Here is a 23,219-nt window from a genome sequence, read left to right as displayed (position 1 = left end):
GCGAAACAAGGGAGCTTGCGACCGCGTCGGGAACTTGTCGGGGACCGTCGGCCGAGCGCAGCGAGCCGGGCTTGCCCCGCCCCCACCAGTGCGTCAAGATCCCCCGGTCCAGCACCCCCAGCGGAGCCGAGATGGGGTCACGGTGATCAACGGCGACCCGCCCACCGCTCTCGTCGAAGCGTCCAGGACCCGAGCCAGCCACGCACCCCGACCCGCAGCACCAGCACTCGACTGCAGCGCCAGGCGGCGTTCTGCCGTCGCGCGACCCCGCGGCGCTCGGCACCGGAGGTGCCACGCGCGCCAGGCGACCCCGGTGTCGCCTCAGCGGCGCCCAGGGTTCGCGCGGCGTACCGCCTCGTGCCAGTACGGCTCCCCGCTGCCGCGGTCGGTGCCGTGCTTGGCGCCCTCGAGGTGGACCCGGGCGGAGACCCAGGACATCACGTAGGACTCGGCGACCTCGATGCGGTCCAGCCACTCCTCGACGGTGAGGAGCAGCCGCTCGTCACCGATGCTGACCTGGACGGACTCGTCGGGAAGATCGGGGTCCCGCCAGCTGTGGGTCATGGACACCGGGGTGCCGCCGACGACAGCGCGGTGGTAGCCGGCGATGACCGACTCGGCCGCGCCGAGCAGGTCCCTCTGCGCGTAGTACCGCGGGTACCTCGCGCGCATCTCGTCCGACCGGCCGGAGGGCCGAGGGGGATAGGGCGTGAAGGGCTGGGCGCGCATGGGCTCAGTGTGCGCTCTGGCCCGGACAGCCCGGCGCCGGCGGGCTCAGTCGGCGTCGAGCGGTGAGGGATCCGTGCGGTCGAGGGTGCGGACGTTGTTGACCTGGCGGTCCACCGGCACGGTCACCAGCTCGGCGGCCATGGCGGTAGAGACCTGGTCGAGCTGCGCCAGCAGAGGGTCCTTCTGCTCGGGCTCGAGCTTCCCCGGGGCGAGCCAGTCGGCGACGGCATCCTCGGAGAGGAAAACCGGCATGCGGTCATGGACCTCGCCGCCGGCGTCCCGCGCCTCGCGCGTGACGACGGTGAAGGTGACGTCCCAGCCGTCACCTTCCTCAGCCTTGCGAGCGGCGGTGAGACCGGCGGCGTGCAGCAGCTCACCGTCGGGGTGGTGGATGAAGAACGGGTCCTTGCCGCCGTCATCAGCCTCGACCCACTCGAAGTAGCCGGTCATCGGCACGACGGCGCGGCCAATCGAGAACGGTCCGCGGAACATGCCGTTAGTCGCGACCGTCTCCAGGCGCGCGTTGATCGGGCGGGGACCCTTGTCCTTCGCCCACGCGGGGTGCAGCCCCCAACGCGCGAGCTCGAGGCTGCGCTGCACCTCACCGTCGTCGTCGAGGTATTCGCGCACCACCGGCGCTTCGGTGCGTGGGGCGATGCTGTAGACGGCCTCCCACTGCGCCGCACGGGTCCTGGCCTGTGGCCGCATAGCGGTGCAGCAGCCCATCTCCATTGCCGGGGGAGAGATCCATTCGGCTGAGCATTGTTCTCAGGGTTCTGCGCCAGTGCCGGATGAGGCGCGGGCCCGGGGCGCACCTCATGGTCGATGCCTACTACGTGAGTCCCTGGGGCTCCGAAGCTTTGAGTTGTAGATAGCGAAGTTGAAGCTTCGAGGCTATCGTCGTGCCATGTCCGTCGATGAGCTGTCTGCGAGCGCCCAGAACTATCTAAAGGCGATATGGGGGTTGTCCGAGTGGAGTGACGAGCCGGTCACGTTGAAGCTCATCGCGCAGCGAGCTGGCGTTGCTCTGTCGTCCGCTTCGGACGCGGTGCGGAAGCTGACTGAGCAGGGTCTGCTGTCCCACGCGAGGTATGGCTCGGTCGAGTTGACGGAGGTCGGTCGTTCGTACGCGCTGGTGATGGTGCGGCGGCATCGCTTGATCGAGACGTTTCTGGTGGAGACCCTCGGGTACCGGTGGGACGAGGTCCACGAGGAAGCCGAGAGTCTCGAGCACGCCGTCTCGGACTTCATGGTGGAGAGGATCGATGACGTGCTGGGCCGCCCTCAGCGCGATCCGCACGGCGATCCGATCCCTGCAGCAGACGGGACGGTGACCCTTCCTGATGCGCGGCGTCTCACCGATGTCGGAGTGGAGGGCAGGTTCGTGGTCGAGCGGATCTCGGACACGGACCCGTCGATGCTGCAGTTTTTCGAGTCCCAGGGCATCGGAGTCGGGGCCACGCTTGTGGTCGGGGCGGGAGCCCCGTTCTCCGATGCGCTGGAAGTTCGTTCTGGAGAATCGGGCTCTCCAACGTTACTGGGGCGCTCTGCGACAGATGCCCTCTACGTCTCGGCGGATCCGACCTGATCCTCACGCCCGTGCGCCATCTCGCGCCGATACCGGCGAGCTCCGACCTTCTTGCTGAGCAGACCGTGCTTCGGACTGATGAGGTAGACGAGTGCGAAGGCGCATCCCTGGGTGAGGACGACGAGGCCGCCGGGCGAGGCGTCGACCCAGTAGCTGATGTAGATCCCGACCACGGAACAGAGTGACGAGAGGACCGGCGCGATCACGAGCATCCGCCCAAAGCGGTCGGTGAGTAGGTAGGCCGTCGCTCCGGGGATGATGAGCATCGCGACGACGAGCACCACTCCCACGACCTGGAGAGCGGCAACTGCGGTCAGCGCCAGAAGACCCAGCAACAGCGCGCCGAGGAAGCGGGGAGACAGGCCGATGGCGTGGGCGTGTGTCGGGTCGAAGGCATAGAGCGTGAGGTCGCGACGTTTGAACACCAGGGCGATAAGAGCCACGGTTGCCAGGATCGCGATCTGGGCGAGGTCTGCGCGGGAGACGCCGAGGATGTTGCCGAAGATGATGTGGTTGAGGTCGGTCTGGCTGGGTGTGACCGAGATCAGGACCAGCCCCAGGGCGAAGAGAGTGGTGAAGACGATGCCGATGGCGGCATCCTCCTTCACGCGGCTCGTCCCACGGACGAGCCCGATCATGCCGACCGCCAGGAATCCGAACACGACCGCACCGATGGCGAACGGGACACCGAGGATGTAAGCGATGACGACTCCGGGGAGAACGGCGTGAGAGACGGCATCCCCCATGAGCGACCACCCGATGAGCACCAGCCAGCACGACAGCAGCGCGCACACCACTGCGGCTATCACGGTCGTGACGAGCGCACGGGTCATGAAGTCGTAGGAGAGCGGCTCGAGGACCCAGTCGAGCGGGCTCATGCGGCTCCCTCCTGCCGCAGAACGTCCAGACCGAAGGCGAGAGCGAGCCTCTCGGGCGTGAGGGCCTCTTTCACTGGGCCGTGGAAGAGGATGCTTCGCAGCAGCAGTACGGCGTCGTCGGCCAGCTGCGGCAGAGCATGGAGGTCGTGAGTGGACACCAGGACGGTGCGGCCGTCGTCAGCGAGCGCGCGAAGAAGGTCGACGATGGTGGCCTCACTGCGCTTGTCCACGCCGGCGAAGGGCTCATCCAGCAGCATGATCCACGCGTCCTGGGCGATACCGCGGGCGACGAAGGCGCGCTTCTTCTGCCCGCCGGAGAGCTGGCCGATCTGCCGATCGGCGTACTCCGTGAGCTCCACCCTCTCCAAGGCTTCGTCTACAGCGATGCGGTCAGCAGGCCGAACACGGCGCGTGGGGCCCTGGTGGCCGTACCTTCCCATCATCACGACGTCTCGGACGGAGACGGGGAAAGCCCAGTCGACGTCCTCGCTCTGCGGAACGTAGCCGACGAGCCCTCGTTGCCTGGCCTGCGCCGGCCGCGTCCCATTCAGCAGGACGCTGCCTGCGTCGGGACGAACCATGCCGGTGATCGCCTTGAACAAGGTGGACTTCCCGGACCCGTTCATGCCGATCAGCCCCGTCACCGCGCCCGCCCGCACCGTGACGGACACGTCGTCGAGGGCGAGCACATCGCCGTAGCGCACGGTGACCCCTTCGACATCGATTGCCGCTGTCGTCATGAGTCCTCTCCGGTGAGTCCCGCAGTGATGGTGTCCGCATCGTGGCGGATCAGATCCAGGTATGTGGGCACCGGGCCGCCTTCCTCGGAGAGCGAGTCCACATACAGCGTTCCCCCGAAGCGTGCATCCGTAGCGCCCACGACCTGCTGCATGGGGTCGTCGGAGACCGTCGACTCGCAGAACACGGCCGGGACCTCGTTCTCCTCGACGAACTCGATCGCGGACGTGATCTGCTGCGGAGTGGCCTGCTGCTCGGCGTTGACGGGCCAGATGTACTTCTCGGTCAGCCCAGCATCCCGGGCGAGGTAGGAGAACGCGCCCTCGCAGGTCACCAGCGCTCTCTGGCTGGTCGGGAGACCTTCGAGCTCGCCCGTCAGGTCATCCTGCACCTGCTGGAGCTGCTGCTTGTAGGTCTCCCCGTTCCTCTCGTAGTCCTCAGCGTGCGCCGGGTCGAGATCGCTGAACGCCGTGACCATGTTGTCGACGTACACCTGCACGTTCTTCGGGCTCATCCAGGCGTGCGGGTTGGGCTTGCCCGCGTAAGCATCCCCTGCGATGTCGATGGGATCGATCCCCTCCGAGACCACGACATGGGGCACATCGACTTCCTCGACGAACTGGCCGAACCACACCTCCAAGTTCAAGCCGTTGTCCAGGATCAGGTCGGCATCCGACGCCTTCCGGATGTCTCCCGGCGTCGGTTCGTACCCGTGGATCTCCGCGCCCGGCTTCGTGATCGACTCGACCACGAGATGGTCGCCACCGACGTTCTGGGCGATGTCCTCCAACACGGTGAACGTCGTCAACACCACCGGCTTCCCAGCGTCGGCAGCATCCTGCCCGGCTCCACCGGAGCAACCGGTGAGCACCAGTGCCGCACTCGCAACGACTGCGCCGAGCGCAGCCTTCCATCGCCCTCGCACGTGCATCGGTGACCTCTCTTCACTCACGACCACAGGCGTGGCCACTTCCGGACCCTCAGATCCTAAGGTTCGTCATGTCGAAGTTACAAACCCGGCGTGGCGTACGCTTGACGGTCGCTGGACTTGATACCACTACATGTGGCACCTCAGTGAGGGGCGGGCCCAACATCTAGTAGTTCGAAGTCGGGTCGAGTGTGACGACGACGAAGGAGGGATCGATGACGGCAGGCATCGAGCGCGCAGCACGGGGACTCGGAACACGTGACCTGACGCCACAGGAGTCAGTAGATCTCGTGTTCTTCTCCAGCGTCTCCGAGAACACGCTGCGCTTCGTGGAGAGGCTGGGACGGCCTGCGGTACGGATCCCGCTCCGACCCCGCGTCGAGGGCATGATCCGCGTGTGCCGCCCCTTTGTTCTGGTGGTCCCCACCTACGGCGGCGGCGAGCAGGCCGGGGCCGTGCCGAAGCAGGTCATCGCCTTCCTCAACGATCCCGCCAATCGTGCTCTGCTGCGCGGGGTCATCACCGCAGGCAACACCAACTTCGGCGAGCACTACTGCCTCGCCGGGCCCGTCATCTCCCGAAAGTGCGGCGTCCCGGAGCTCTATCGCTTCGAGCTCCTTGGCACCCAGCGCGACATCGAGCGCGTGAACGAAGGGCTCGACCTCTTCTGGGCACGAACCGCGACGACGAACGACAAGAACAACGAACAGAGGAGAACAGCATGACCGCCACAACAGCCGCAGAAGGCTCCATCACCCCTCCGGCATACCGACACGACCCCAGCGCACCGCTGCGTCCGATCAACTGGAACCGTGTGAGCGACGAGAAGGACCTCGAGATCTGGAACCGCTTGACCGCGAACTTCTGGCTGCCCGAGAAGGTGCCCCTGTCCAACGACCACCAGGCCTGGCAAGCACTCGCGCCCCATGAACGAACCCTCACCATGCGAGTCTTCACCGGCCTCACCATGCTCGACACCGTGCAGGCCACCGTCGGGGAGATCTGCCAGATCCAGGACGCCCGCACCGAGCACGAGGAAGCCGTCTACACCAACATCGCCTTCATGCAGTCCGTCCACGCCCGCTCGTACTCCTCGGTGTTCTCGACCCTGACCAGTACCCGAGAGATCGATGAGGCCTACCGCTGGGCGATCGGCAACGACCTGTTGCAGGAGCGATGCAAGAAGGTGCTCCAGCACTACTACGGGCCCGACCCGTTAAAGCGGAAGGTGTCCTCCACCCTGCTCTCCAGCCTTCTGCTCTACGCCGGCTTCTACCTGCCGCTGCACTTCTCCGTGCACGCCACCCTGACCAACACCGCCGACATGATCCGACTCATCCTGCGCGACAAGGCCGTGCACGGCTACTACTCGGGGTACAAGTACCAGCGCGGCCTCGAGGCTTACCCCAACCGCCGCGACGAGATGAAGGAGTTTACGTACACCCTGCTCGAAGAGCTCTACGACCTCGAGCTCGACTACTCCGGCGAGCTCTACGAACCCCTCGGCCTGATGGGCGACGTCGCCGCCTTCGTGCGCTACAACGCGAACAAATCCCTCATGAACCTCGGCTACCCGGCACGGTTCACCGCCGACGAGACGTCAGTCAGCCCAGAGATCCTCGCCGCCCTCGCCCCCAGCGCCGACGAGAACCACGACTTCTTCAGCGGAAGCGGATCGTCGTACATCATCGGTAAGGCCGAGCACACCAACGACGACGACTGGGACTTCTAGACACGCAGACTCACCTGTCGGGCGCGAAGCGCTACCGTGCTTGCCCCGGATCGCTACGACCCGGGGCAAGCACCCAGCGCAGACCGTGCTGCGGCAGACCTGAACCTGTCCGCAGGTCTGCCGCAACGGCGCGTCTGACCACTCGCACTCAGATCGAGTTGAAGAACGAATCTTCCGCACATGAGGTGCCTCTTCCGTCATTGGTGGCGCTGAGCGTACTCGCCACCCGGGATCGCAGCCACGTAATCAGGAACTCCTGCTGTACTGTCCAGCAAGTTCACGAACACGAACCCGGAGGGTCGATCATGGCGCGCAAAACTCAGGTAATTCTCACCGACGATATCGACGGAAGCGATGCCACCCAGACGGTGTCCTTCGCGATCGATGGGGTGGCCTACGAGATCGATCTGAACGACTCCCACGCCGCGCAGCTGCGTGAGCAGCTCAAGACCTGGACTTCCAGCGGCCGCCGCGTCGGTGGACGCCGCACCACTGGCACACGCCGCACTTCAGCTGGCGATCGCGAGCGGACCGCACGGATCCGTAAGTGGGCGCGCGAGAACGGGCACGAGGTCAGTGATCGCGGACGCATCGCTCAGAACGTGATCGACGCGTATAACGCCGCGCGCTGACGACGCCACGATGGGCCGTCCGGGCGCCGACAGGGGACCAACTGCGGACGGCGATCAGCGCGGAGCATCCGCTCATTAGACCTCCGTGGCGTGCTGCTGTCCTGGCTTGCTGGCAAGCAGGCGGGCGGCGGACGGCGCCGAGGAGGCGGCCCTGAGGTGCGAGGCGGAGGCCTTGAGGTAGATGCCGGTGGTGCCAATGCTCTCGTGGCCCAGCAGCTGCTGGATCTCCGAGACGGGGACGCCAACGTCGACCATCGAGACAGCGTAGGTGTGGCGCAGGGCGTGTGCTGCTTCGCCCTCTGGCTTGACGATGCCAGCTCGCGCGTAGAGCCGGTTCACGCGATACGAGATCGTGTCACGTGTCAACGCGCGCCCATCCGGACGCACGAGCAGGGGACTTGAGTCGCCCTCGTCTACGGCGTGCATTGCGCGCCAAGGCAGGTACGTGTCGATTTGCTCAGCGACACCTTGGTCTAGCGGCACCGTACGGGCCTTGCGTCCCTTCCCGATCACGCGCAGTGAGGGCTCCTCGCCAGGCCGGTAGTCGAGGAGTCGCAGATCGGCGGCTTCGCTGGCCCGCAATCCGCCGGCCGCCAGGATCACCACGATCGCCACGTCCAGCAGCGGCGCCGCGGGCCGCGCCTGCGGATCTTCCGCACGAGCAGTCTCCAGAAGGTCGGAGATCTGACCATCAGTGAAGGCCACCGGCAGACGCCCGGGGGCACGAGGGGCTTGGATCGCTGCCGTGGGGTCACCGGGCAGGCGTGACTCGAGGACCAGGTAGCGGCATAGCCCACGCAGCGTGGTAAGCAACCGCCGACGGGTAGCCGGCGCGAGCCCTGCGTTGTTCATCTCCGCCAGCGCCGCCTTGATGACCGGCCCCGACAGGTCCTGCACCGTCACGGGAGTGCCCGTCTGGGCACCGAGATAGCGCTGCCAGGAGGCGAGGTCGGCGCGGTAGGCCTTAGCCGTCTCGGCACTGATGGTGCGCCCGACGGCGCGGCGTTCCGCGATCCAGTCCCGTGCCGCATCGACGAAGAGTTCGCTCATCCCATAACGCTAGGCCGTGGCCGACGCTCCACAGCGACGACACCCCGCCTAGTGCGCATAACCTTGATTATGGGCATCAGGGGCGGTTTAACCTCCCTCGTCGTTACGCACGAGGCAGCAGCGGCTGCTAGTGAGTGTTGAGGCGTCGGCGTAGGTCCAGCGTGAACTGTGGGACGCCGGATCGCTCGAGGCGGCCAAGGATGTCTTGCATGGGAACCGGCGGCCGCCGGTAGCTCATCTGCAGCTGGTGGAGAGCGGCTAAGACGGGCCCCGGCGCAAGGTCGAGTTGACTGCTGAGGAAGTCGTCGACTCCCAGCACGCTAACGTCCCAGGGGGCAAGCGCGTCAGCGGGAAAATCTCGCTCGTTGAAGGTCACGATGGTCTCGGTGCGCGATTGAATCGCCACCGCCAGCACGTGACGGTCTTTGGGGTCGTTTCGTAGGACAGGTATGAGGTGCTCGTACGCTTCGACCTCGGCGAAGGGGAAGGCGTGGCGCATCGCCTCGACGCGAGAGCGGACGCTGCCGGCCGGTATCCCACGCTCTCCCAGGTGGCGCTGGACTTCATCGAGGATCTCTGCAGACCAGCGCACGTCGTACACGCCGGTTTCAGCGATACGGAGCACTAGGTCGCTGAGGGTCGGGGGGATGAGGACGCAGGCGTCCAGGACCACGGTGAACACGAGCGCTCAGCGCCGGACCGGGGGCTCGCCGTCGAGGTCATACAGGCCCGCTTCCTGGCTCACTTCCTGCATCCGATGGAGCTCTCCGGAGCGTGCATGCCGAAGGCTCTGCTCGTATGTGAGCAGGTCATCGAGACGTACGCGCCGGTGGGCTCCACGCATTTCGAAGGGCAGGTCGCCACGCTCAAGCAACTTGACGAGCGTGGGTCGCGAGATGTTGAGCATGTCGGCAGCCTCCTGCGTGGTGAGCAGCTGGTGGCGTGGAGTAATCGTGACTCCGCGCCCGTCCAGAAGCGCCCGCGCAACGTCGTGGAGGACGCGTGCTAGCTCCGGGGGTAGCTCGTGCCGCTTACCGTCGGGCGTCAGTAGAGCTGTTGAGCTCGCCGGCTCCACGCCACGGTCGTGCAGCGCGGCGACGAGGTCGAGGATCTTCCCGCGCGAGTCCTCGTCGTTCGGTGCGACGTAGGTCTCGGACCCTGCATCGTGCATCGCTGTACTCATCGCCGCCACCGATCCCTTCAATCGCAATAAACGAAAGCCTATCAGTCGGTGGCTGCGGGGTCACGCTCGGCGGCACGAGAGGCCCCGTCAACGCTGGCTCACCTGCAGCTACTTCGAGCCACAGTCGAGCCCTCGTGCGATGCCCCGCTACGGGGATGCTCGCTCGGGCAGGCCCGAGTCTCGAAGCTGCTTGGGGATCGATCTCCGCTCACTACAGCGCCTTAGTGCGCATAACTTCTACTATGCGCACTAGGGCGTGCGGCTCCCAGAACGTCGAGAGTGGACCGCGCTGACGCACCCCCGCGTCCAGTCGGCCTCAACCAGCCCCTGGAGACGCGCCCTAGGAGCAGTCATCGATCTGGCCGATCAGTGCTGGCCTGGCTCAAATACCTTGAGGTTGTCGATGTGAAGCGTGTAGGACTTCCGCCTCCTTCTCAGCCCATGGGACGATGCGACAACTGTCGACATGGTTAACAGTCCAGCAGATTCAAGTTCCGCGCATCCTCGCGTCCAGGTGTCAGCAGAGAGGCCATACTCGGCCTTCCTCGTCCCGTCCGCCCAGGCAGAGTCACCCGACCTGCCGTTCGTCAGCTCGCGCAGGACGATGAGCATCGCGATTGCACGTCCTGAGAGCGCAACAATCCAACCGTTCCTCCAGAGCTCAATGGGCAAGGAGATGTAGGGCGATGCCGGCGTCGGAATCTCCCACTGCTCTCCCTTCCCTGACCAGTGCAGAACCGTGGTGGTGGCGATTGCTCCTGGGTTGAGCTCCCGCGCGACCAGATTCAGGTCGACGAGCCCCTTGTACGCCTCGTCGATTCGGCGACGAGCGCCCCTGCTCTCACCAAGGCCCAGTGTGGTCGCCAGCGTGTAAGCACTGTTCTGTGTCGCGTGAGGAGCTCGAGTCGCCGCCATTAGGGTCGTGAGGTAGACCTTCAGCCTCGTCTCCCCCTTCCCCCGCAGGATCCGCACCAGAGGAGGTTCCGGTTCAGGGTTCTCGGTGTCGCGCGCGAACTCTCGCGGCAGCGCAACCGATGCTCGGCCGGACCTCTTGGCCGCCGATCTCAGTTGCTGCATCACTGCTTCAGCGGGCCTGGACACCATCGGCAGCTCACATTCTCTTAGTATTGGTGGCGGTATGAGCGGACTAGCCAGTCGTGCACTGTGATGCGGAGGCATGCAGTGGGGTACAGAGTCCTTCTATAAATATGTCGCACCGCCACTCCCCTTCCCCTCATCCCGCTAGATCCGGGGCTCTCAAGCATGTCATAGCTGTGCTTCCAGTGCGCATGGACATGGTCTCTTAGCCCGCTGAAACAGGGGCTGTTTAGCTCGTTGACCTAGTGCTCCGTGGCAGGCGATCGTGGATTCACACCCACAGATCGACCATCAGCGCATCACGAGCTCCCGGGACGGGACGGCGCCAAGGGTCCCACGTCCAGAGAGGAGGAAGTTCCATGAAACTGCGCATCGATGCCGTCACCAACAAGGTCACCACAGCAACGACCGTCGAGTTGCACCTCGACCCCCGCACCATGCGGGCGATATACCTGGCGCTCACGCTGCTCATCCACCTCTGCATCGCGTGACGCAAGGGTCACCACTGGGCGCTCGGCCGTGCTGCAGAACGGCCAAGCGCCCACCGGAACGGTGAAGCACCCGCACTTCAGCACAGCACTGCAGGAAAATCGAGGATCAGCCACGATGTAGCGCCTCATCTGCGCTTTGCAACATTCCGTGCTCGAGAAGGCGCGCGCGAGGGAGATACTCAGCAGGTGAGGTCATACCGCGACCAGCAGGAGTACCTAGAGGAGACGCACCGAGGCTTCTTCGGGATACGGCACCGCGCCGAGGGCATGCCCTCCCACACCGACAACAGCGGCCTGACCTTCCAGACTCTGCAGCGCTCCCAAGGGCTCCCCCTGCTCGTCCCGCAGGCACCAAAGAACCCGACGGTAGGCAACGCGTTCCACCGGCTGCTCGGCATGCGGTACGCCAAGTACAACTCCAGCGACTCCGACGAAGGCCATCGCCGGGTCACCCTCTACTTCGAACGGACGCGCGGCAGCGCTGCCGGAGGACGGAACGATCGCGATATGCATGATGCACCACTTCTGATCTTCGCCTGCCCTCTCCCCCGGGAGACATGGCGCAGTGCGTCCGCAGTAGGGGCGAGCACCGACAAGCCTCAGCGACTTCCCGTACTACCCACTGTCGCCGACCCGGGGCGTGCGCTCTCCACCTCGAGCGATTCTACGAGAGGACGCAGTCGTCGGCACCGCCACCGGTAGTCATCGACTGCTTCGAACAGCTCGGCCGACCACCCGTTGAGTAGATGAAGGAGGCTCGAGGCGATGCTGCAAATTTAGGGAGTTTCGTGCCGCCTTCAAGTATGTGCAAGGAGATCCAGTATCCGCTATACTGGGGTGGTGGATGCTGCGAGGCCTGAGTTCGAAGCATCGCCCGGCGGTCACTCGCCGGTTGCACTCGTTACTCAGGCAGGGAAGGGAGGGTGAGAGATGTCGTTCGAGGTCTTCGACAAGCGGAGTGCGCCTATGAGGGGCGCCCCGAGCGTGACTGTGCAGCGGAAGGGGATCGTTTCGATCAACGCTCCGGCACACAAGCTGATCGGTGGCGCGAAGGTGGTGGAGCTCCTGTTCGACCCTGCGCGGCGCGTGATGGCGCTACGTCCTGCGGATCCGTCGCCTCGCACCTATGAGCTTCGTGAGCCGAGCCGGTCGGGCCAGACCCTGCTGTCCGCGACGGCGTTCATGCAGAACTACGGCATCGACACGTCGGTGAGCCGGAGGTACGAGCCGTTTGAGGAGGATGGAATGCTCTGCATCGACTTCAACGGACCCTCAACCGAGGTGCGCGGCAATCGCCGCGCCAAGTCCGGCGGGGAGGCTCCTGAGCAGCAGCTTCCCCTCGCATAGAGAACTTCGGCCCCAACCCACGGCAATGGGTTGGGGCCGATGCACAGGGCCCGAAGGCGCTGACAGCAACTGTGTAGGTCGCTGTAACAGCGTACAGAAGTTCGCAAGGAGCGTCCGCTCCTGCTTCCAGGGCCCTCCTACCGAAAGGAGGGCACATGCCCACCATCAAGGAGTACTACGGGATCACCGGTCCCGTCCCATTCCTGGACGTCGAGATCTCGAGCGACAACAGGTTGTACGTCGATCCTCATGCGATCCGGCGCCACCAGTACCTGGATCCGTACGCACGGGACGCTGTGACGTGTATCGACACGTTCCTGCACGAAGTCACGCAGAGCATCATCGACGGCACCCCTGAGTCGCTCACGAGGGGCCACCAGCTGCTCAAGCAGTTCACGGAGCCGTGGGAGACCCGTCTCGGCATGGCTAAGGAGGGCTTCCACGGGCATGGAGGTGGCGAGGTTGTAGGGACCTGGATTTGGGACGTTCTGAACGGTGACGCTGAAGCCGTGGTCCAGATCGGGGCCCTTCGCCACCTCGAACACCTCCCCCTGTTCGTTGAGGGGGTCGATCGAGATATCACGTCCGACACCACAACGCGCATCATCTTCTCGGTCCTGGCGGACTTCACCGCCTCGATGCTGCAGTCCTACCCGGAGTTCCAGGCCGATCATCACAAGGTCGGAACGTTTGACAGGCAGGTGTGGGACCGCGACAGCCTGTCGTGGCAGACCCGCAAGGTGACGCTGCCAATCGCTGACGGCAAGGCTCTCCTCCTCGTCCCCGACGGATGGGCGAGGCGGTATCTGCTGATGTCTGCGCGTAGGTTCTACGGCACGACCGTACTGTCGTACGCCCAGCTAGAGCAGGCAGTGATCGACTCGAACGGGAAGCTTCTGAGGACTCCGAAGAAGGTCTTGCGGAAGCGAGATGATCTGCGCGAGGGACGTGCGACCAACCTGAGTTGGACGTTGAGGGCGATCGAGAACGAGGAAGACCTCATCGAGGCTTTCGAGGCTTTCGTCGCATCGAAGGAAGATCCGAGCGAAGCCTCTGACGCCGCGTGACCGACTGCGGGGAGTTGCAGTGTCGCAACTCCCCGCAGTTTGCCCGGGCGCTCACAGGGAGGGGGTCGGCTGATCAAGGTAGCGATACAGCGTTGAACGGCTGATGCCATACTCTCGCGCAATTTGGGCTTTGGGGATGTCGGCGAGGGTGGCGTTGCGGATGGCTCGGATCTGGTCGCTGTCGAGGCTGCGCGGCCGGCCCTTGTAGACGCCGCGCTTCTTCGCGGCGGCGATACCCTCGGCCTGGCGCTGGCGGATGAGCTCGCGCTCGAACTGCGCGAAGGCGCCCATCATGTTCAGCTGGAACGCGGCCATCGGGTCCGAGTGCCCCGGCTCGAAGGCGAGTCGCTCCTTGAGGAACTCAACGCTCGCTCCCTTCCGGGGGTGCTGCTCGGTGTGCTCGGCGGGGTCGCCGGTGATCTGCTGGACGATGTCGTTGAGGTCGATGACCGAACGGGCGAGCCGGTCCATGGACGCAACGACGACGTGGTCGCCGCGGCGGACGTGCCGGATGAGCGCCTGCAGCTGCGGCCGGTCGGTCGCACTCTTCCCGGACTGCCTCTCGGTGAAGGTCTGGTCGCACTCCCCCACCGCCTCTAGCTGCCGCGCGAGGTTCTGGCCGGCCGACGACACCCGGAGGTACGCAACGCGCTGCCCCGGGGCCCGATGTGTTCCATTCATGTCTTGGACCCTAGCCGAGACATGTCCCAAAACGCGGGAATGGACCTTGTGGAACAGCGGCGATGTGGAGTTGATCGGTGCCCGGCGGGGTTCAGGTGGGGGTATGTGGCGTTAGTTGGTGATGAGGGTGCTGGCGGCTGCTTCGATGACGTCGTCGGTGATGGTGTCGAGTTGGTTGATCTTCAGGACGCGTTCGATCGAGGCGATGGCCTGGGCGTCGGTGAAGTCTTCTGGGTCGAGAGTGCGGCCGAGGCGCTTCCAGTGGCGGGTCAGGACGAACAGCAGCTCTTCGCGGGCAAGGGAGCGGTAGCGGTGGGAGAACCCGAGGCGGCTGTAGAGCTGGGGGTAGTGGCGGAAGCGTTGGTCGATGCCGGGCATGCCGATGAACATGAGGGCGACGTGGTGGCGGTCGTGGAGGTCTCGGAGGAGCTCGAGCGAGGTCGGGGTGAGTCGTTCGGCCTCGTCGATGATGATCAGTTCGGTGAAGTCGATCGTGCGGGGCACGTCGGTGGTCGTGATCTTCCCGATCGCGCAGAGGTGCTCGTAGATCAACACTCCGACCTTGCCGCGGTAGAACTCGATATCGCGCATGAGATCGCGGTGCTTGGCGAGGACCTCGGGGGTGTAGAACACAGTGCGGGAGCGATGGGCGGCGGCGTAGTGCTTCAGGTCGGCCTCGCTGCGCGGCCCCCAGGCTTGAATGAAGGGTTCGAGGGTGTCCCAGTGCGCGTACCGGCGTGCGGACTGCGTCTTACCGACGCCGGCCTCGCCGTGGCAGATGCCGATGGTGACGTCCTTGCGGATGGCGCCGGCGAACTCGATGAAGCGGCGGTGTTCCTTGGTGACGATGAAGTCGCGGTTCATCTACTCGTCCTCTTCGTAGGTCTTCAGGCGCTTCCTGGGCCGGCGTGCCGGCGGGGGCGTGGGCGGGTCGTTGTGGGGTCGTGGAGTCGTGGGGATGCGGTCGTTGATGTCCTTGCGCAGCTGCCGGCGGCGGGCTCGTCGGGCGGTTTCGATGTCGTGGAGGCTGTAGCGCTGGTTCGGGTGGGCCTCGTCGATCGCTGTGCAGACGAAGGTGTCGTGGTCGTAGACCCGGATCTCGGACAGGTCGCGGGGGTCGTAGCGGATGGTGACCGTGCGTCCGACGAACGAGGCGAGCGTGGGCGAGAGGTAGCGCTGGCCTTGGAAGTGGATTCCGTCGCGCTGGACGGTGCGGTGCTTGGAGACCTGCAGAAGGAGCCCGTCGAGCTCCTCGAGACTCTCGGGTAGTCGTGGCAGCCATCCCTCTGCGATCCAGGCCGCCTTCGGGCTCGTGCGGATCGCGGTGTGCGTGCGCTGGTTGTACTGGCCGACGAACTCCCCGACGGCCCGGTCGAGACCAGGAAGGTCCAGCACCGGCACGGGGCGCCGGTGTCCCGGGGTGAGGTGCCCGGGCAGGGTCGCGAGCACCTCGGTGTTGACGGTGTGGAAGAACCGCTCGATCTTCCCTCTGCCCTGGGGGCGGGCGACCGTGGAGTGGATGATGCGGATCTTCAAGGCGATCGCGGTGTACTCGAGGTGATGGCTGGTGAAGTCGCTGCCGTGGTCGACGTAGAGGACGTCCGGGATGCCGCACATCGGCCAGGCGGGATCGCTCTTGGGCCAGATCGCTTGGCGCAGCGCCAGCGCGGTGTTCATCGCCGAGGGTGCGCCCTCGAAGACCATGTATCCGCAGATCGCCCGTGAGTAGTCGTCCATGACCGTGGTCAGCCAGGGTCTGGACGGTCTCTCGCTGGGGTCCTTGATGAGGATGTCGAGCTCGGTGTGGTCGACCTGCCACAGGGCATTGGGCCGCTCTGCGCGGTGACGGAAGACGAGCTCGTGGCGGTCCCGGTAAGACGCTGGCCCCTCGAGCGCGAGCGTCACCATCCCGGGATCTAGTGCTTGCACGATCGACCGCACCGTCGCGTAGCTCGGCATACTCACGCCTCTTCGTGCGGCCTCGACTGCGGTCAGGCGATGCAATGTCGCGATGCTCGGGCGGGGCTTGGTCAGGGCCAGGTGCTCCACGAAGGCCACCAGCTCTGGCGCTGTGCGCCGAGTTCCGGCGTCGGCGCGCTGCGATCGTTCGAGAAACGAGACGCCACCGGCTCGGTAGCGGCTGTGCCAGCGCGAGAGCGTTCGCTCTCCTATGCCGGTCTCGCGTGCAAGGCTCGCCAGGGGGATGCCGTCTTCGACGTGGAGCCGCAGGATCTTCCACTTCTGCGACCCGTCCATGTCACGCCTGCGCGATGCTCTCGCGAGCGGCGGCGTTTCGCTGGTGGCGGTAGAGCGTCGCCCGTGACCACCCCACCAGGCGCGCCGCCTCCTCGGCAGTGCGGCCCTTCGCTCTCTCTTCGGCGGCGATCGCGAGCTTGCGATCCACGACCTCGGGATTCACGGGCGGCCGTCCGAACTTGGTGCCCTGCGCGCGGGCCGCGGCGATTCCCGCGTTGACGCGCTCGGTGATCAGCTCTCGTTCGTATTCCGCCAGCGTTGCCAGCATCCCGAGCATGAGCCGGCCCGACGAAGTCTCGGGATCGATCCCGTCGGAGACCGACTGGATCTTTACCCCGCGGTCCCGGAGCAGGTTCACGGTGTTGAGCACATCAATCAGCGACCGCCCCAGTCGGTCGATCCGCCAGACCACCACTGTGTCCTCAGGCTCGGCGTAGGCCAGGAGCTTCTTCATGCCCGGACGCTCCGCTGCACTCTTCGCCCCGGACGTCACATCCGAGAACACATCCCGCTTCTGCACCCCGGCGGCAAGGAGAGCATCGAGCTGCAGCGCCGGATCCTGCCCCGTCGTCGACACCCGCGTGTACCCCAGAAGCCTCATCACCACATGATGCCTCACAAACTCGCTGCTCCGGAAGATCTGAGACGAAACGCGGTGCGACGACTTCACGAGACGCTCTGCGCCGCTATCGGCCCAGTTCGAGACGAGCCCACCGCGGCTCGGTCGCATGTCTCGTAAAGCTGTAAGTAGATGAGCCGCAATCTTTGGGTCGGCGCGATAAGCCGTCAACCACCGAATGGAGGTAGGTTTAGCCGACCCGCCGGCCCTTCCCCCGCTTCGACGCTCGCCCGAGGTGGCTGTCGCGACCTTGGACCTTTTGGCCACCACCCTCGGGGACCGTCCCGACTTTCTCCACGTCCACGTGGATCATGCACCCGGGATAGCGGGTGGTGATCGGCCCCTACCGGCACAGGTTCTCCCCGTCGGGGATGATTTCGCGGATCCGGTTCAGGCCCAGGCGGTCCAGCCAGCGGGTCACGGTCCGCACGCAGCATTAGCTCCCTTTGCCGTCAGCGAGCTCGCGGGTGATCCGACGAGCAGACCACTTCATCGTCCGCCGCCAGCGCTCGATCAGCTCCACCACCCATCCCTCCAGGTGGCCAGGGCGGTGCGCGGGGGCGAAGGAGCGGTCCTCAAAGCCGACCCCGCCGAGGTCGCGGTAGCGCCAGACACCCTTCGAGAGCGTGGCGCGGGCGATGCGGAACTCCGCGGCGACGTGCGCGACCAGACGATTCCGCTCAAGCACCTGGGCGACCGCGCGCTGCCTTCCAAGCGTCGTCATGACCCGCAACATCTAGACCGAAAGACCACATTCGGTTCGAAGCAAGGGGAGTCGGAACGGGACACGGGGTGCCTCATGCTGAGCAAGAGCTGTGACCAGAGCCTCCGAGGGTAGACGGCCGGCGTGAGCAATCCATGAGGATCGGCTCAAGGTCCGTATGGATTCCGTGAGGACACTCGCCCTGGTGCGGCGGAGGGTGTGTGCTCGGGAACCGTGCCGCACCTCGGCACGCGACCGCCGGACGGCGGTCGCCCCTCCTCCGAACGGAGTCCTGCTGTGCTCGACGTCCTCTCCGTAGCCGGCGTGATCGCCCTGTTCGCGGTCGTCGCCCTCATCGCGCGGGGGGTGGAGAAGCTGTGATCGTGCTCGAGATCCTCGCCCTCCTCCTCGGTCTCGCCGCAGTCGTGTACCTGTTCATCGCCCTGCTTGCACCGGAGCGTTTCTGATGGACTGGCTCTATCTCATTGCAAGCGTCCTCACACTCGTCGTCGCTCTCGCGGTCGTCTACCGCCCCATGGGCGACTACATGGCATGGGTGTTCACCACCCCCGTCTCCTCACGGCTGGAGGCGCGTCTGTTCACCGTCCTCGGCGTCGACGCTTCTCGGGAGCAGTCCTGGCCCGCTTACCTGCGGTCCGTGCTGCTGTTCTCGCTAGTGGGCGTCCTGGCGCTGTTCGGTCTCCTGCGCCTCCAGTCCCTGCTGCCCTATTCCTTGGGCAATGAGCCGATCAACCCGGGGGTCGCGTTTAACACCGCGATTTCCTTTGTCACCAACACCAACTGGCAGGCGTACTCCGGCGAGGACCTCTCCTACACGGTGCAGTTCGCCGGCCTCGCCGTTCAGAACTTCGTCTCGGCCGCCACCGGCATCGCCGTCGCGGTCGCACTGGTGCGAGGGCTGGCCCGGCGCAGGACAGGCACGCTCGGCAACTTCTGGGTCGATCTTCTACGCGGCACCTTTCTGGTGCTGCTGCCGATCTCGATCCTCAGTGCGACCGTCCTGATGGTCGGCGGCGTGGTGCAGAACTTCCAGGGCTACGTTGACGTAACCACCGTGGCCGGCGGGACGCAGACGCTCCCCGGCGGTCCCGTCGCTTCTCAGGAGGCGATCAAGGAGCTCGGTACCAACGGCGGCGGCTTCTATAACGCCAACGCCTCCCACCCCTTCGAGAACCCGACCGGCTGGACCAGTCTGCTCCAGGTCTTCCTCATCCTGCTGATCCCCTTCTCCCTCCCGAGGACCTTCGGGAAGATGGTCGGCGATCACCGTCAGGGCTACGCGATCGCCGCGACGATGGGCGTGTTCTACCTCGCCTCGGTGACCGCGCTGACCGCCTTCGAGTTCGCCGGGCAGGGCACCGCCCCGGAGCTCGCCGGCGCCGCGATGGAGGGCAAGGAGACCCGGTTCGGGCTGCCCCAGTCCGTGCTGTACGCCGCAACGACGACGCTCACCTCGACCGGCTCCGTGAACTCGATGCACGACTCGTACACGGCGCTGGGCGGCATGGTGCCGATGGTGAACATGCTCCTGGGCGAGATCGCGCCGGGCGGTGTGGGAGCCGGGCTGTACGGAATGCTCGTCATCGCGATCATCGCCGTGTTCGTGGCGGGCCTTCTCGTCGGCCGCACCCCCGAGTACCTCGGGAAGAAGATCGGTCCCCGGGAGATGAAGCTCGCGAGCCTCTACATCCTGGTCATGCCGCTGCTGGTGCTCGGCGGGGTCGCTCTCAGCTTCGGGATCCCCGCGCTGCGCGCCAGCATCGAGAACGTCTCGCTGACCAACACCGGCTCGCACGGCCTGTCCGAGGTGCTCTACGCCTTCGCCTCGGGGGCGAACAACAACGGCTCCGCCTTCGCGGGGCTCACCGCCAGCACGCCGTGGCTGACCATCGCGATCGGCGTGGCGATGCTGCTGGGCAGGTTCCTCCCGATCGCGCTGGTGCTGGCTCTGGCCGGCTCGTTCGCCGCGCAGGACCGGATCCCGGCGACCTCCGGGACCCTGCCCACCCACCGCCCGCTGTTCGTGGGCCTCACAGTCGGCACGGCACTGCTCGTGACCGCCCTCGTCTTCTTCCCCGTCCTCACCCTGGGTCCTCTCGCTGAAGGGCTGTTGTGACCATGTCGACCATCGACAAGACCATCCACTCCGAACACTCCGACCCGTCCAATGGGCCGACGACCTCGTCGTCGCCGGCGCAGCCCCCTGCGCCGCGCCGCACCCTCGCCCTCGCGCAGCTCCGCGCCGCCCTGCCGGGCGCGCTGCGCCGGATGAGCCCCCGCGCCCAGTGGCGCAACCCCGTCATGCTGATCGTGTGGGTCGGTGCGGCGCTGACCAGCGTGATGACCGTCGTCGAGCTGCTCGGCAACGGGCCCGCCCCCTCCGGCGGCACTGCAGTGCCGCCGATCTTCTCCGCGGTGATCGCCGTCTGGCTGTGGCTCACCGTGCTCTTCGCGAACCTGGCCGAGTCGGTCGCGGAAGGGCGCGGCAAGGCCCAGGCCGCAACCCTGCGCCGCACGCGCACCGATACTCCCGCGCACGTGGTGGCCGAGTACGACGCCACCGCTGACGCTTCGGCGGAGACCGCGGACCTCGAGGAAGTCTCCTCCGCGGATCTCAAGAAGGGAGATGTCGTCGTGGTGACGGCGGGTGATCTCGTGCCCGGTGACGGCGACATCGTCTGGGGCATCGCGAGCATCGACGAGTCCGCGATCACCGGCGAGTCCGCGCCGGTGATCCGCGAGTCCGGAGGGGACCGGTCCGCCGTCACCGGCGGCACGCGGGTGCTGTCCGACCGGATCGTCGTACGCATCACCTCGACGCCGGGCCAGACCTTCGTGGATCGGATGATCGCTCTGGTTGAGGGGGCCGCCCGGCAGCGCACCCCCAACGAGATCGCGCTGAACATCCTGCTTGCGTCCCTGTCGATCGTGTTCGTCACGGTCGCCCTCACGCTCAATCCCATCGCCTCCTACCCGGCGAGCCCCGCCTCGATCACGGTGCTCGTGGCGCTGCTGGTCTGTCTGATCCCCACCACCATCGGCGCCCTGCTCTCCGCGATCGGCATCGCGGGGATGGACCGGCTCGTCCAGCGGAACGTCCTGGCCATGTCCGGGCGCGCGGTGGAGGCGGCGGGCGACGTGACCACCCTGCTGCTGGACAAGACCGGCACCATCACCTACGGCAACCGACGGGCGACGGACTTCGTCCGCGTCGGTGACGCGGGGATGCAGGAGCTCGTGGAGGCGGCTGCGCTGTCCTCCCTCGCCGACCCCACGCCCGAGGGCAGCTCCGTTCTCGAGCTCGCTCGGGAACGGGGCGTCGACGTCGGCACCGCGCCGCGGGGCGAGGTCGTGCCCTTCACCGCTCAGTCCCGCATGTCGGGCCTGGACCTGCCGGGCGGCGTCCGTCTCCGCAAGGGAGCGGGCTCCGCGATCCTCGCCTGGCTCGAGTCCGAGGGGGCCCTGCCCTCGGCGACCGACCGGGCGACGCTCGAGGAGCACGTCGAGCGCATGTCGTCCTCGGGCGGCACTCCGCTGGTCGTGGCCCGCGTTGCCGGGACCGGGGACGGGGCCGTGCTCGGCGTCATCCACCTCAAGGACGTCGTCAAGGAAGGACTTTCCGCCCGCTTCGCCGAGCTGCGCGCCATGGGCATCCGGACCGTGATGGTCACCGGCGACAACCCGCTGACCGCCGCGGCGATCGCGAAGGAGGCGGGGGTCGATGACTTCCTCGCCGAGGCCACGCCCGAGCAGAAGCTCGAGTACATCCGTGCGGAGCAGGAGGGCGGGCGACTCGTCGCGATGACCGGAGACGGCACGAACGATGCACCGGCCCTCGCCCAGGCCGACGTCGGCGTCGCGATGAACACCGGCACCTCCGCCGCGAAGGAGGCCGGCAACATGGTCGACCTCGACTCCGACCCGACCAAGCTCATCGACATCGTCGCGATCGGGAAGCAGCTGCTCATCACGCGCGGTGCGCTGACCACGTTCTCGATCGCGAACGACATCGCGAAGTACTTCGCGATCATTCCCGCGATCTTCATGGGCGTCTTCCCCGGGCTCTCCGCGCTGAACGTCATGGGGCTTAGCTCGCCCGCCTCGGCCGTGCTGTCCGCGGTGATCTTCAACGCGATCGTGATCATCGCCCTGGTGCCGCTGGCCCTGCGGGGCGTCGCGTACCGACCGATGATCGCCTCGAAGATCCTCGGACGCAACCTCGCGGTCTACGGGATCGGCGGGATTGTGACGCCCTTCGTTGGCATCTGGCTCATCGACCTGCTGATCCGGCTCATCCCCGGCTTCTGACCCCTGAGAGGAACACCTGTGAACACCACCCTCCGCAGCAGTCTGCGCACCCTCTCCGTCTCCGTGCGGACCCTGCTCCTGTGCACGCTCGTGCTGGGTCTGGGGTACACCCTGCTCGTCACCGGAATCGGGCAGCTGCTGATGCCCGCCCGTGCCGACGGCTCACCTCTGCGCGACGGCGACGGGCAGATCGTGGGCTCGACCCTGATCGGCCAGTCCTTCCTGGACAAGGACGGCGAACCGCTGGCCGAGTACTTCCAGTCCCGTCCCTCCGCGGCCGGCGACGGCTACGACGGCCGCTCCTCCTCCGGCACGAACCACGGGCCGGAGAACCCCGAGCTGATCGCCGCGATCAGCGAGCGCCGCACCGAGATCGCCGCCTTCAACGGCGTGCCCGAGGAGGACGTCCCGGCCGACGCCCTGACTGCCTCGGCCTCGGGACTGGACCCCCACATCAGCCCCGAGTACGCCGCGCTCCAGACGGCGCGGGTCGCCGAGGCTCGCGATCTGCCGCTGGACCGGGTGGAGGACCTCGTGGCTGAATACTCCCAGGGCCGCGATCTGGGCTACCTCGGCGAGCCGACGGTGAACGTCGCCTCGCTCAACCTGGCGCTGGACGAACTGGAGGACTGAGGATGACGGCACGGGGGCGGCTCCGGGTGCTGCTGGGGGCCGCTCCCGGCGTCGGCAAGACCTGCACCATGCTCGAGGAGGGCCACCGCCTCGCCGCCGAGGGCCGGGACGTGGTGATTGCCGTCGTGGAGGCCCACCGTCGCGCGGACACGGCGCGGCGCGTCGAGGGACTGGCCAGGCTGCCGCTGCGCCGGCACGAGCACCGCGGGGTGACTCTCGAGGAGATGGATCTCGAGGCCGTGCTCGAGCGCGCACCCGACGTCGCGCTCGTCGACGAGCTCGCCCACACCAATGCCCCCGGCGCCGCCCACGCCAAGCGCTGGCAGGACGTGGAGGATCTGCTCGCCGCCGGGATCGACGTGATCTCCACGGTGAACATCCAGCACATCGAGTCCCTCCACGACGTGGTCGAGCAGATCACCGGGGTGCCGCAGCGCGAGACCGTCCCCGACGGGTTCCTGCGCCGGGCCGATCAGATCGAGGTGATCGACCTGGCGCCGCAGGCGCTGCGGGACCGGCTCCGCAGCGGCCTGGTCT

The 23,219-nt window shown here is 66.4% G+C and carries 25 protein-coding genes and 1 pseudogene; 12 read left to right on the top strand and 14 right to left on the bottom strand.

Annotated elements, in window-relative coordinates; genetic code table 11:
- Positions 1–321: 321 nt before the first annotated feature.
- Entirely contained in the window at positions 322–729 is a 408-nt protein-coding gene (locus tag HMPREF3159_RS08830) for a hypothetical protein (RefSeq protein ID WP_070500691.1), read from the bottom strand.
- Positions 730–774: 45 nt separating this feature from the next.
- On the bottom strand, positions 775–1,437 hold the full coding sequence (locus HMPREF3159_RS08825; RefSeq protein WP_246821579.1) for an SOS response-associated peptidase: 663 nt from the start codon (positions 1,435–1,437) through the stop codon (positions 775–777).
- Between the two features lie 199 nt (positions 1,438–1,636).
- On the opposite strand from HMPREF3159_RS08825, the gene HMPREF3159_RS08820 reads away from it, so the two are divergent.
- Positions 1,637–2,317, top strand: coding sequence for a metal-dependent transcriptional regulator (locus tag HMPREF3159_RS08820; protein WP_070500690.1), 681 nt, complete (start codon positions 1,637–1,639; stop codon positions 2,315–2,317).
- Here HMPREF3159_RS08820 and HMPREF3159_RS08815 read toward each other — a convergent pair.
- Genes HMPREF3159_RS08815 through HMPREF3159_RS08805 form a run of 3 tightly spaced genes read right to left on the bottom strand, consistent with a single transcriptional unit; the run spans position 2,293 to position 4,864 of the window.
- Positions 2,293–3,195 (bottom strand): metal ABC transporter permease, encoded by a 903-nt coding sequence (locus HMPREF3159_RS08815; RefSeq protein ID WP_070500689.1) that lies wholly within the window; start codon positions 3,193–3,195, stop codon positions 2,293–2,295. The genes HMPREF3159_RS08820 and HMPREF3159_RS08815 overlap by 25 nt on opposite strands.
- Positions 3,192–3,935 carry a metal ABC transporter ATP-binding protein gene (locus HMPREF3159_RS08810; RefSeq protein ID WP_070500688.1) on the bottom strand — a complete coding sequence of 248 codons (744 nt, stop codon included), beginning with the start codon at positions 3,933–3,935 and terminating at the stop codon, positions 3,192–3,194. The genes HMPREF3159_RS08815 and HMPREF3159_RS08810 overlap by 4 nt, the downstream gene beginning before the upstream one ends.
- Positions 3,932–4,864: a metal ABC transporter substrate-binding protein gene (locus HMPREF3159_RS08805; protein WP_083305884.1), complete on the bottom strand. Its 933-nt coding sequence runs from the start codon at positions 4,862–4,864 to the stop codon at positions 3,932–3,934. The genes HMPREF3159_RS08810 and HMPREF3159_RS08805 overlap by 4 nt, the downstream gene beginning before the upstream one ends.
- A 212-nt stretch (positions 4,865–5,076) precedes the next feature.
- Here HMPREF3159_RS08805 and nrdI point away from each other — a divergent pair, with 212 nt between their 5' ends.
- The 3 genes from nrdI to HMPREF3159_RS08790 all read left to right on the top strand — a co-directional run bounded on the left by nrdI (position 5,077) and on the right by HMPREF3159_RS08790 (position 7,225).
- The gene (gene nrdI / locus HMPREF3159_RS08800) at positions 5,077–5,586 is read left to right on the top strand and encodes a class Ib ribonucleoside-diphosphate reductase assembly flavoprotein NrdI (protein ID WP_070500686.1); all 510 of its coding nucleotides are present in this window, start codon (positions 5,077–5,079) and stop codon (positions 5,584–5,586) included.
- Positions 5,583–6,593: a class 1b ribonucleoside-diphosphate reductase subunit beta gene (gene nrdF / locus HMPREF3159_RS08795; RefSeq protein ID WP_083305883.1), complete on the top strand. Its 1,011-nt coding sequence runs from the start codon at positions 5,583–5,585 to the stop codon at positions 6,591–6,593. The genes nrdI and nrdF overlap by 4 nt, the downstream gene beginning before the upstream one ends.
- Before the next feature lie 305 nt (positions 6,594–6,898).
- Complete coding sequence (locus tag HMPREF3159_RS08790; protein ID WP_070500685.1) at positions 6,899–7,225, top strand: histone-like nucleoid-structuring protein Lsr2; 327 nt, start codon at positions 6,899–6,901, stop codon at positions 7,223–7,225.
- Between the two features lie 75 nt (positions 7,226–7,300).
- Here HMPREF3159_RS08790 and HMPREF3159_RS08785 read toward each other — a convergent pair whose 3' ends face one another.
- The 4 genes from HMPREF3159_RS08785 to HMPREF3159_RS17090 all read right to left on the bottom strand — a co-directional run bounded on the left by HMPREF3159_RS08785 (position 7,301) and on the right by HMPREF3159_RS17090 (position 10,535).
- Positions 7,301–8,275 (bottom strand): tyrosine-type recombinase/integrase, encoded by a 975-nt coding sequence (locus tag HMPREF3159_RS08785; protein WP_070500684.1) that lies wholly within the window; start codon positions 8,273–8,275, stop codon positions 7,301–7,303.
- Between the two features lie 127 nt (positions 8,276–8,402).
- Positions 8,403–8,957: a PIN domain-containing protein gene (locus HMPREF3159_RS08780; protein WP_070500683.1), complete on the bottom strand. Its 555-nt coding sequence runs from the start codon at positions 8,955–8,957 to the stop codon at positions 8,403–8,405.
- Between the two features lie 6 nt (positions 8,958–8,963).
- Complete coding sequence (locus tag HMPREF3159_RS08775; RefSeq protein ID WP_168165402.1) at positions 8,964–9,446, bottom strand: helix-turn-helix domain-containing protein; 483 nt, start codon at positions 9,444–9,446, stop codon at positions 8,964–8,966.
- A 378-nt stretch (positions 9,447–9,824) separates the two neighbouring features.
- Positions 9,825–10,535: a hypothetical protein gene (locus tag HMPREF3159_RS17090; RefSeq protein ID WP_141748147.1), complete on the bottom strand. Its 711-nt coding sequence runs from the start codon at positions 10,533–10,535 to the stop codon at positions 9,825–9,827.
- A 380-nt stretch (positions 10,536–10,915) separates the two neighbouring features.
- Between HMPREF3159_RS17090 and HMPREF3159_RS18070 the strand changes: the two genes are divergently transcribed.
- The 3 genes from HMPREF3159_RS18070 to HMPREF3159_RS08765 all read left to right on the top strand — a co-directional run bounded on the left by HMPREF3159_RS18070 (position 10,916) and on the right by HMPREF3159_RS08765 (position 13,461).
- Complete coding sequence (locus HMPREF3159_RS18070) at positions 10,916–11,047, top strand: hypothetical protein (RefSeq protein WP_256374519.1); 132 nt, start codon at positions 10,916–10,918, stop codon at positions 11,045–11,047.
- 930 nt (positions 11,048–11,977) lie between these two features.
- Positions 11,978–12,394: a hypothetical protein gene (locus tag HMPREF3159_RS08770; RefSeq protein ID WP_070500681.1), complete on the top strand. Its 417-nt coding sequence runs from the start codon at positions 11,978–11,980 to the stop codon at positions 12,392–12,394.
- A 155-nt stretch (positions 12,395–12,549) separates the two neighbouring features.
- Positions 12,550–13,461, top strand: a complete 912-nt coding sequence (locus tag HMPREF3159_RS08765; protein WP_070500680.1) for a hypothetical protein — start codon at positions 12,550–12,552, stop codon at positions 13,459–13,461.
- Positions 13,462–13,512: 51 nt separating this feature from the next.
- Here the strand turns inward: HMPREF3159_RS08765 and HMPREF3159_RS08760 are convergent, their stop codons facing one another.
- The 5 genes from HMPREF3159_RS08760 to HMPREF3159_RS17875 form a co-directional block, all read right to left on the bottom strand.
- Complete coding sequence (locus tag HMPREF3159_RS08760) at positions 13,513–14,142, bottom strand: recombinase family protein (protein ID WP_070500679.1); 630 nt, start codon at positions 14,140–14,142, stop codon at positions 13,513–13,515.
- 111 nt (positions 14,143–14,253) lie between these two features.
- Complete coding sequence (locus HMPREF3159_RS08755; protein WP_070500678.1) at positions 14,254–15,006, bottom strand: AAA family ATPase; 753 nt, start codon at positions 15,004–15,006, stop codon at positions 14,254–14,256.
- Complete coding sequence (locus tag HMPREF3159_RS08750; protein ID WP_083305882.1) at positions 15,007–16,398, bottom strand: Mu transposase C-terminal domain-containing protein; 1,392 nt, start codon at positions 16,396–16,398, stop codon at positions 15,007–15,009.
- 1 nt (position 16,399) lies between these two features.
- On the bottom strand, positions 16,400–16,999 hold the full coding sequence (locus HMPREF3159_RS08745) for a recombinase family protein (protein WP_070500692.1): 600 nt from the start codon (positions 16,997–16,999) through the stop codon (positions 16,400–16,402).
- Positions 17,000–17,453: 454 nt separating this feature from the next.
- Complete coding sequence (locus HMPREF3159_RS17875) at positions 17,454–17,741, bottom strand: leucine zipper domain-containing protein (protein ID WP_246821578.1); 288 nt, start codon at positions 17,739–17,741, stop codon at positions 17,454–17,456.
- 356 nt (positions 17,742–18,097) lie between these two features.
- Here HMPREF3159_RS17875 and HMPREF3159_RS17085 point away from each other — a divergent pair, with 356 nt between their 5' ends.
- The 5 genes and pseudogenes from HMPREF3159_RS17085 to HMPREF3159_RS08715 form a co-directional block, all read left to right on the top strand.
- On the top strand, positions 18,098–18,187 hold the full coding sequence (locus tag HMPREF3159_RS17085; RefSeq protein WP_070500676.1) for a potassium-transporting ATPase subunit F: 90 nt from the start codon (positions 18,098–18,100) through the stop codon (positions 18,185–18,187).
- Entirely contained in the window at positions 18,187–19,857 is a 1,671-nt protein-coding gene (kdpA, locus tag HMPREF3159_RS08730; protein WP_070500675.1) for a potassium-transporting ATPase subunit KdpA, read from the top strand. Before HMPREF3159_RS17085 ends, kdpA begins: the two co-directional genes overlap by 1 nt.
- A gap of 2 nt (positions 19,858–19,859) precedes the next feature.
- Positions 19,860–22,049 (top strand): potassium-transporting ATPase subunit KdpB, encoded by a 2,190-nt coding sequence (kdpB, locus tag HMPREF3159_RS08725; protein WP_070500674.1) that lies wholly within the window; start codon positions 19,860–19,862, stop codon positions 22,047–22,049.
- Positions 22,050–22,067: 18 nt separating this feature from the next.
- Positions 22,068–22,682 (top strand): potassium-transporting ATPase subunit KdpC, encoded by a 615-nt coding sequence (kdpC, locus tag HMPREF3159_RS08720; protein WP_070500673.1) that lies wholly within the window; start codon positions 22,068–22,070, stop codon positions 22,680–22,682.
- Between the two features lie 2 nt (positions 22,683–22,684).
- Positions 22,685–23,219, top strand: a pseudogene (locus HMPREF3159_RS08715) (histidine kinase); the annotation flags it as partial.

Origin of the sequence: Brachybacterium sp. HMSC06H03 (genome assembly GCF_001807385.1) — a bacterium.
GTDB lineage: Bacteria > Actinomycetota > Actinomycetes > Actinomycetales > Dermabacteraceae > Brachybacterium > Brachybacterium conglomeratum.
This window is presented reverse-complemented; position numbering and strand designations above follow the sequence as displayed.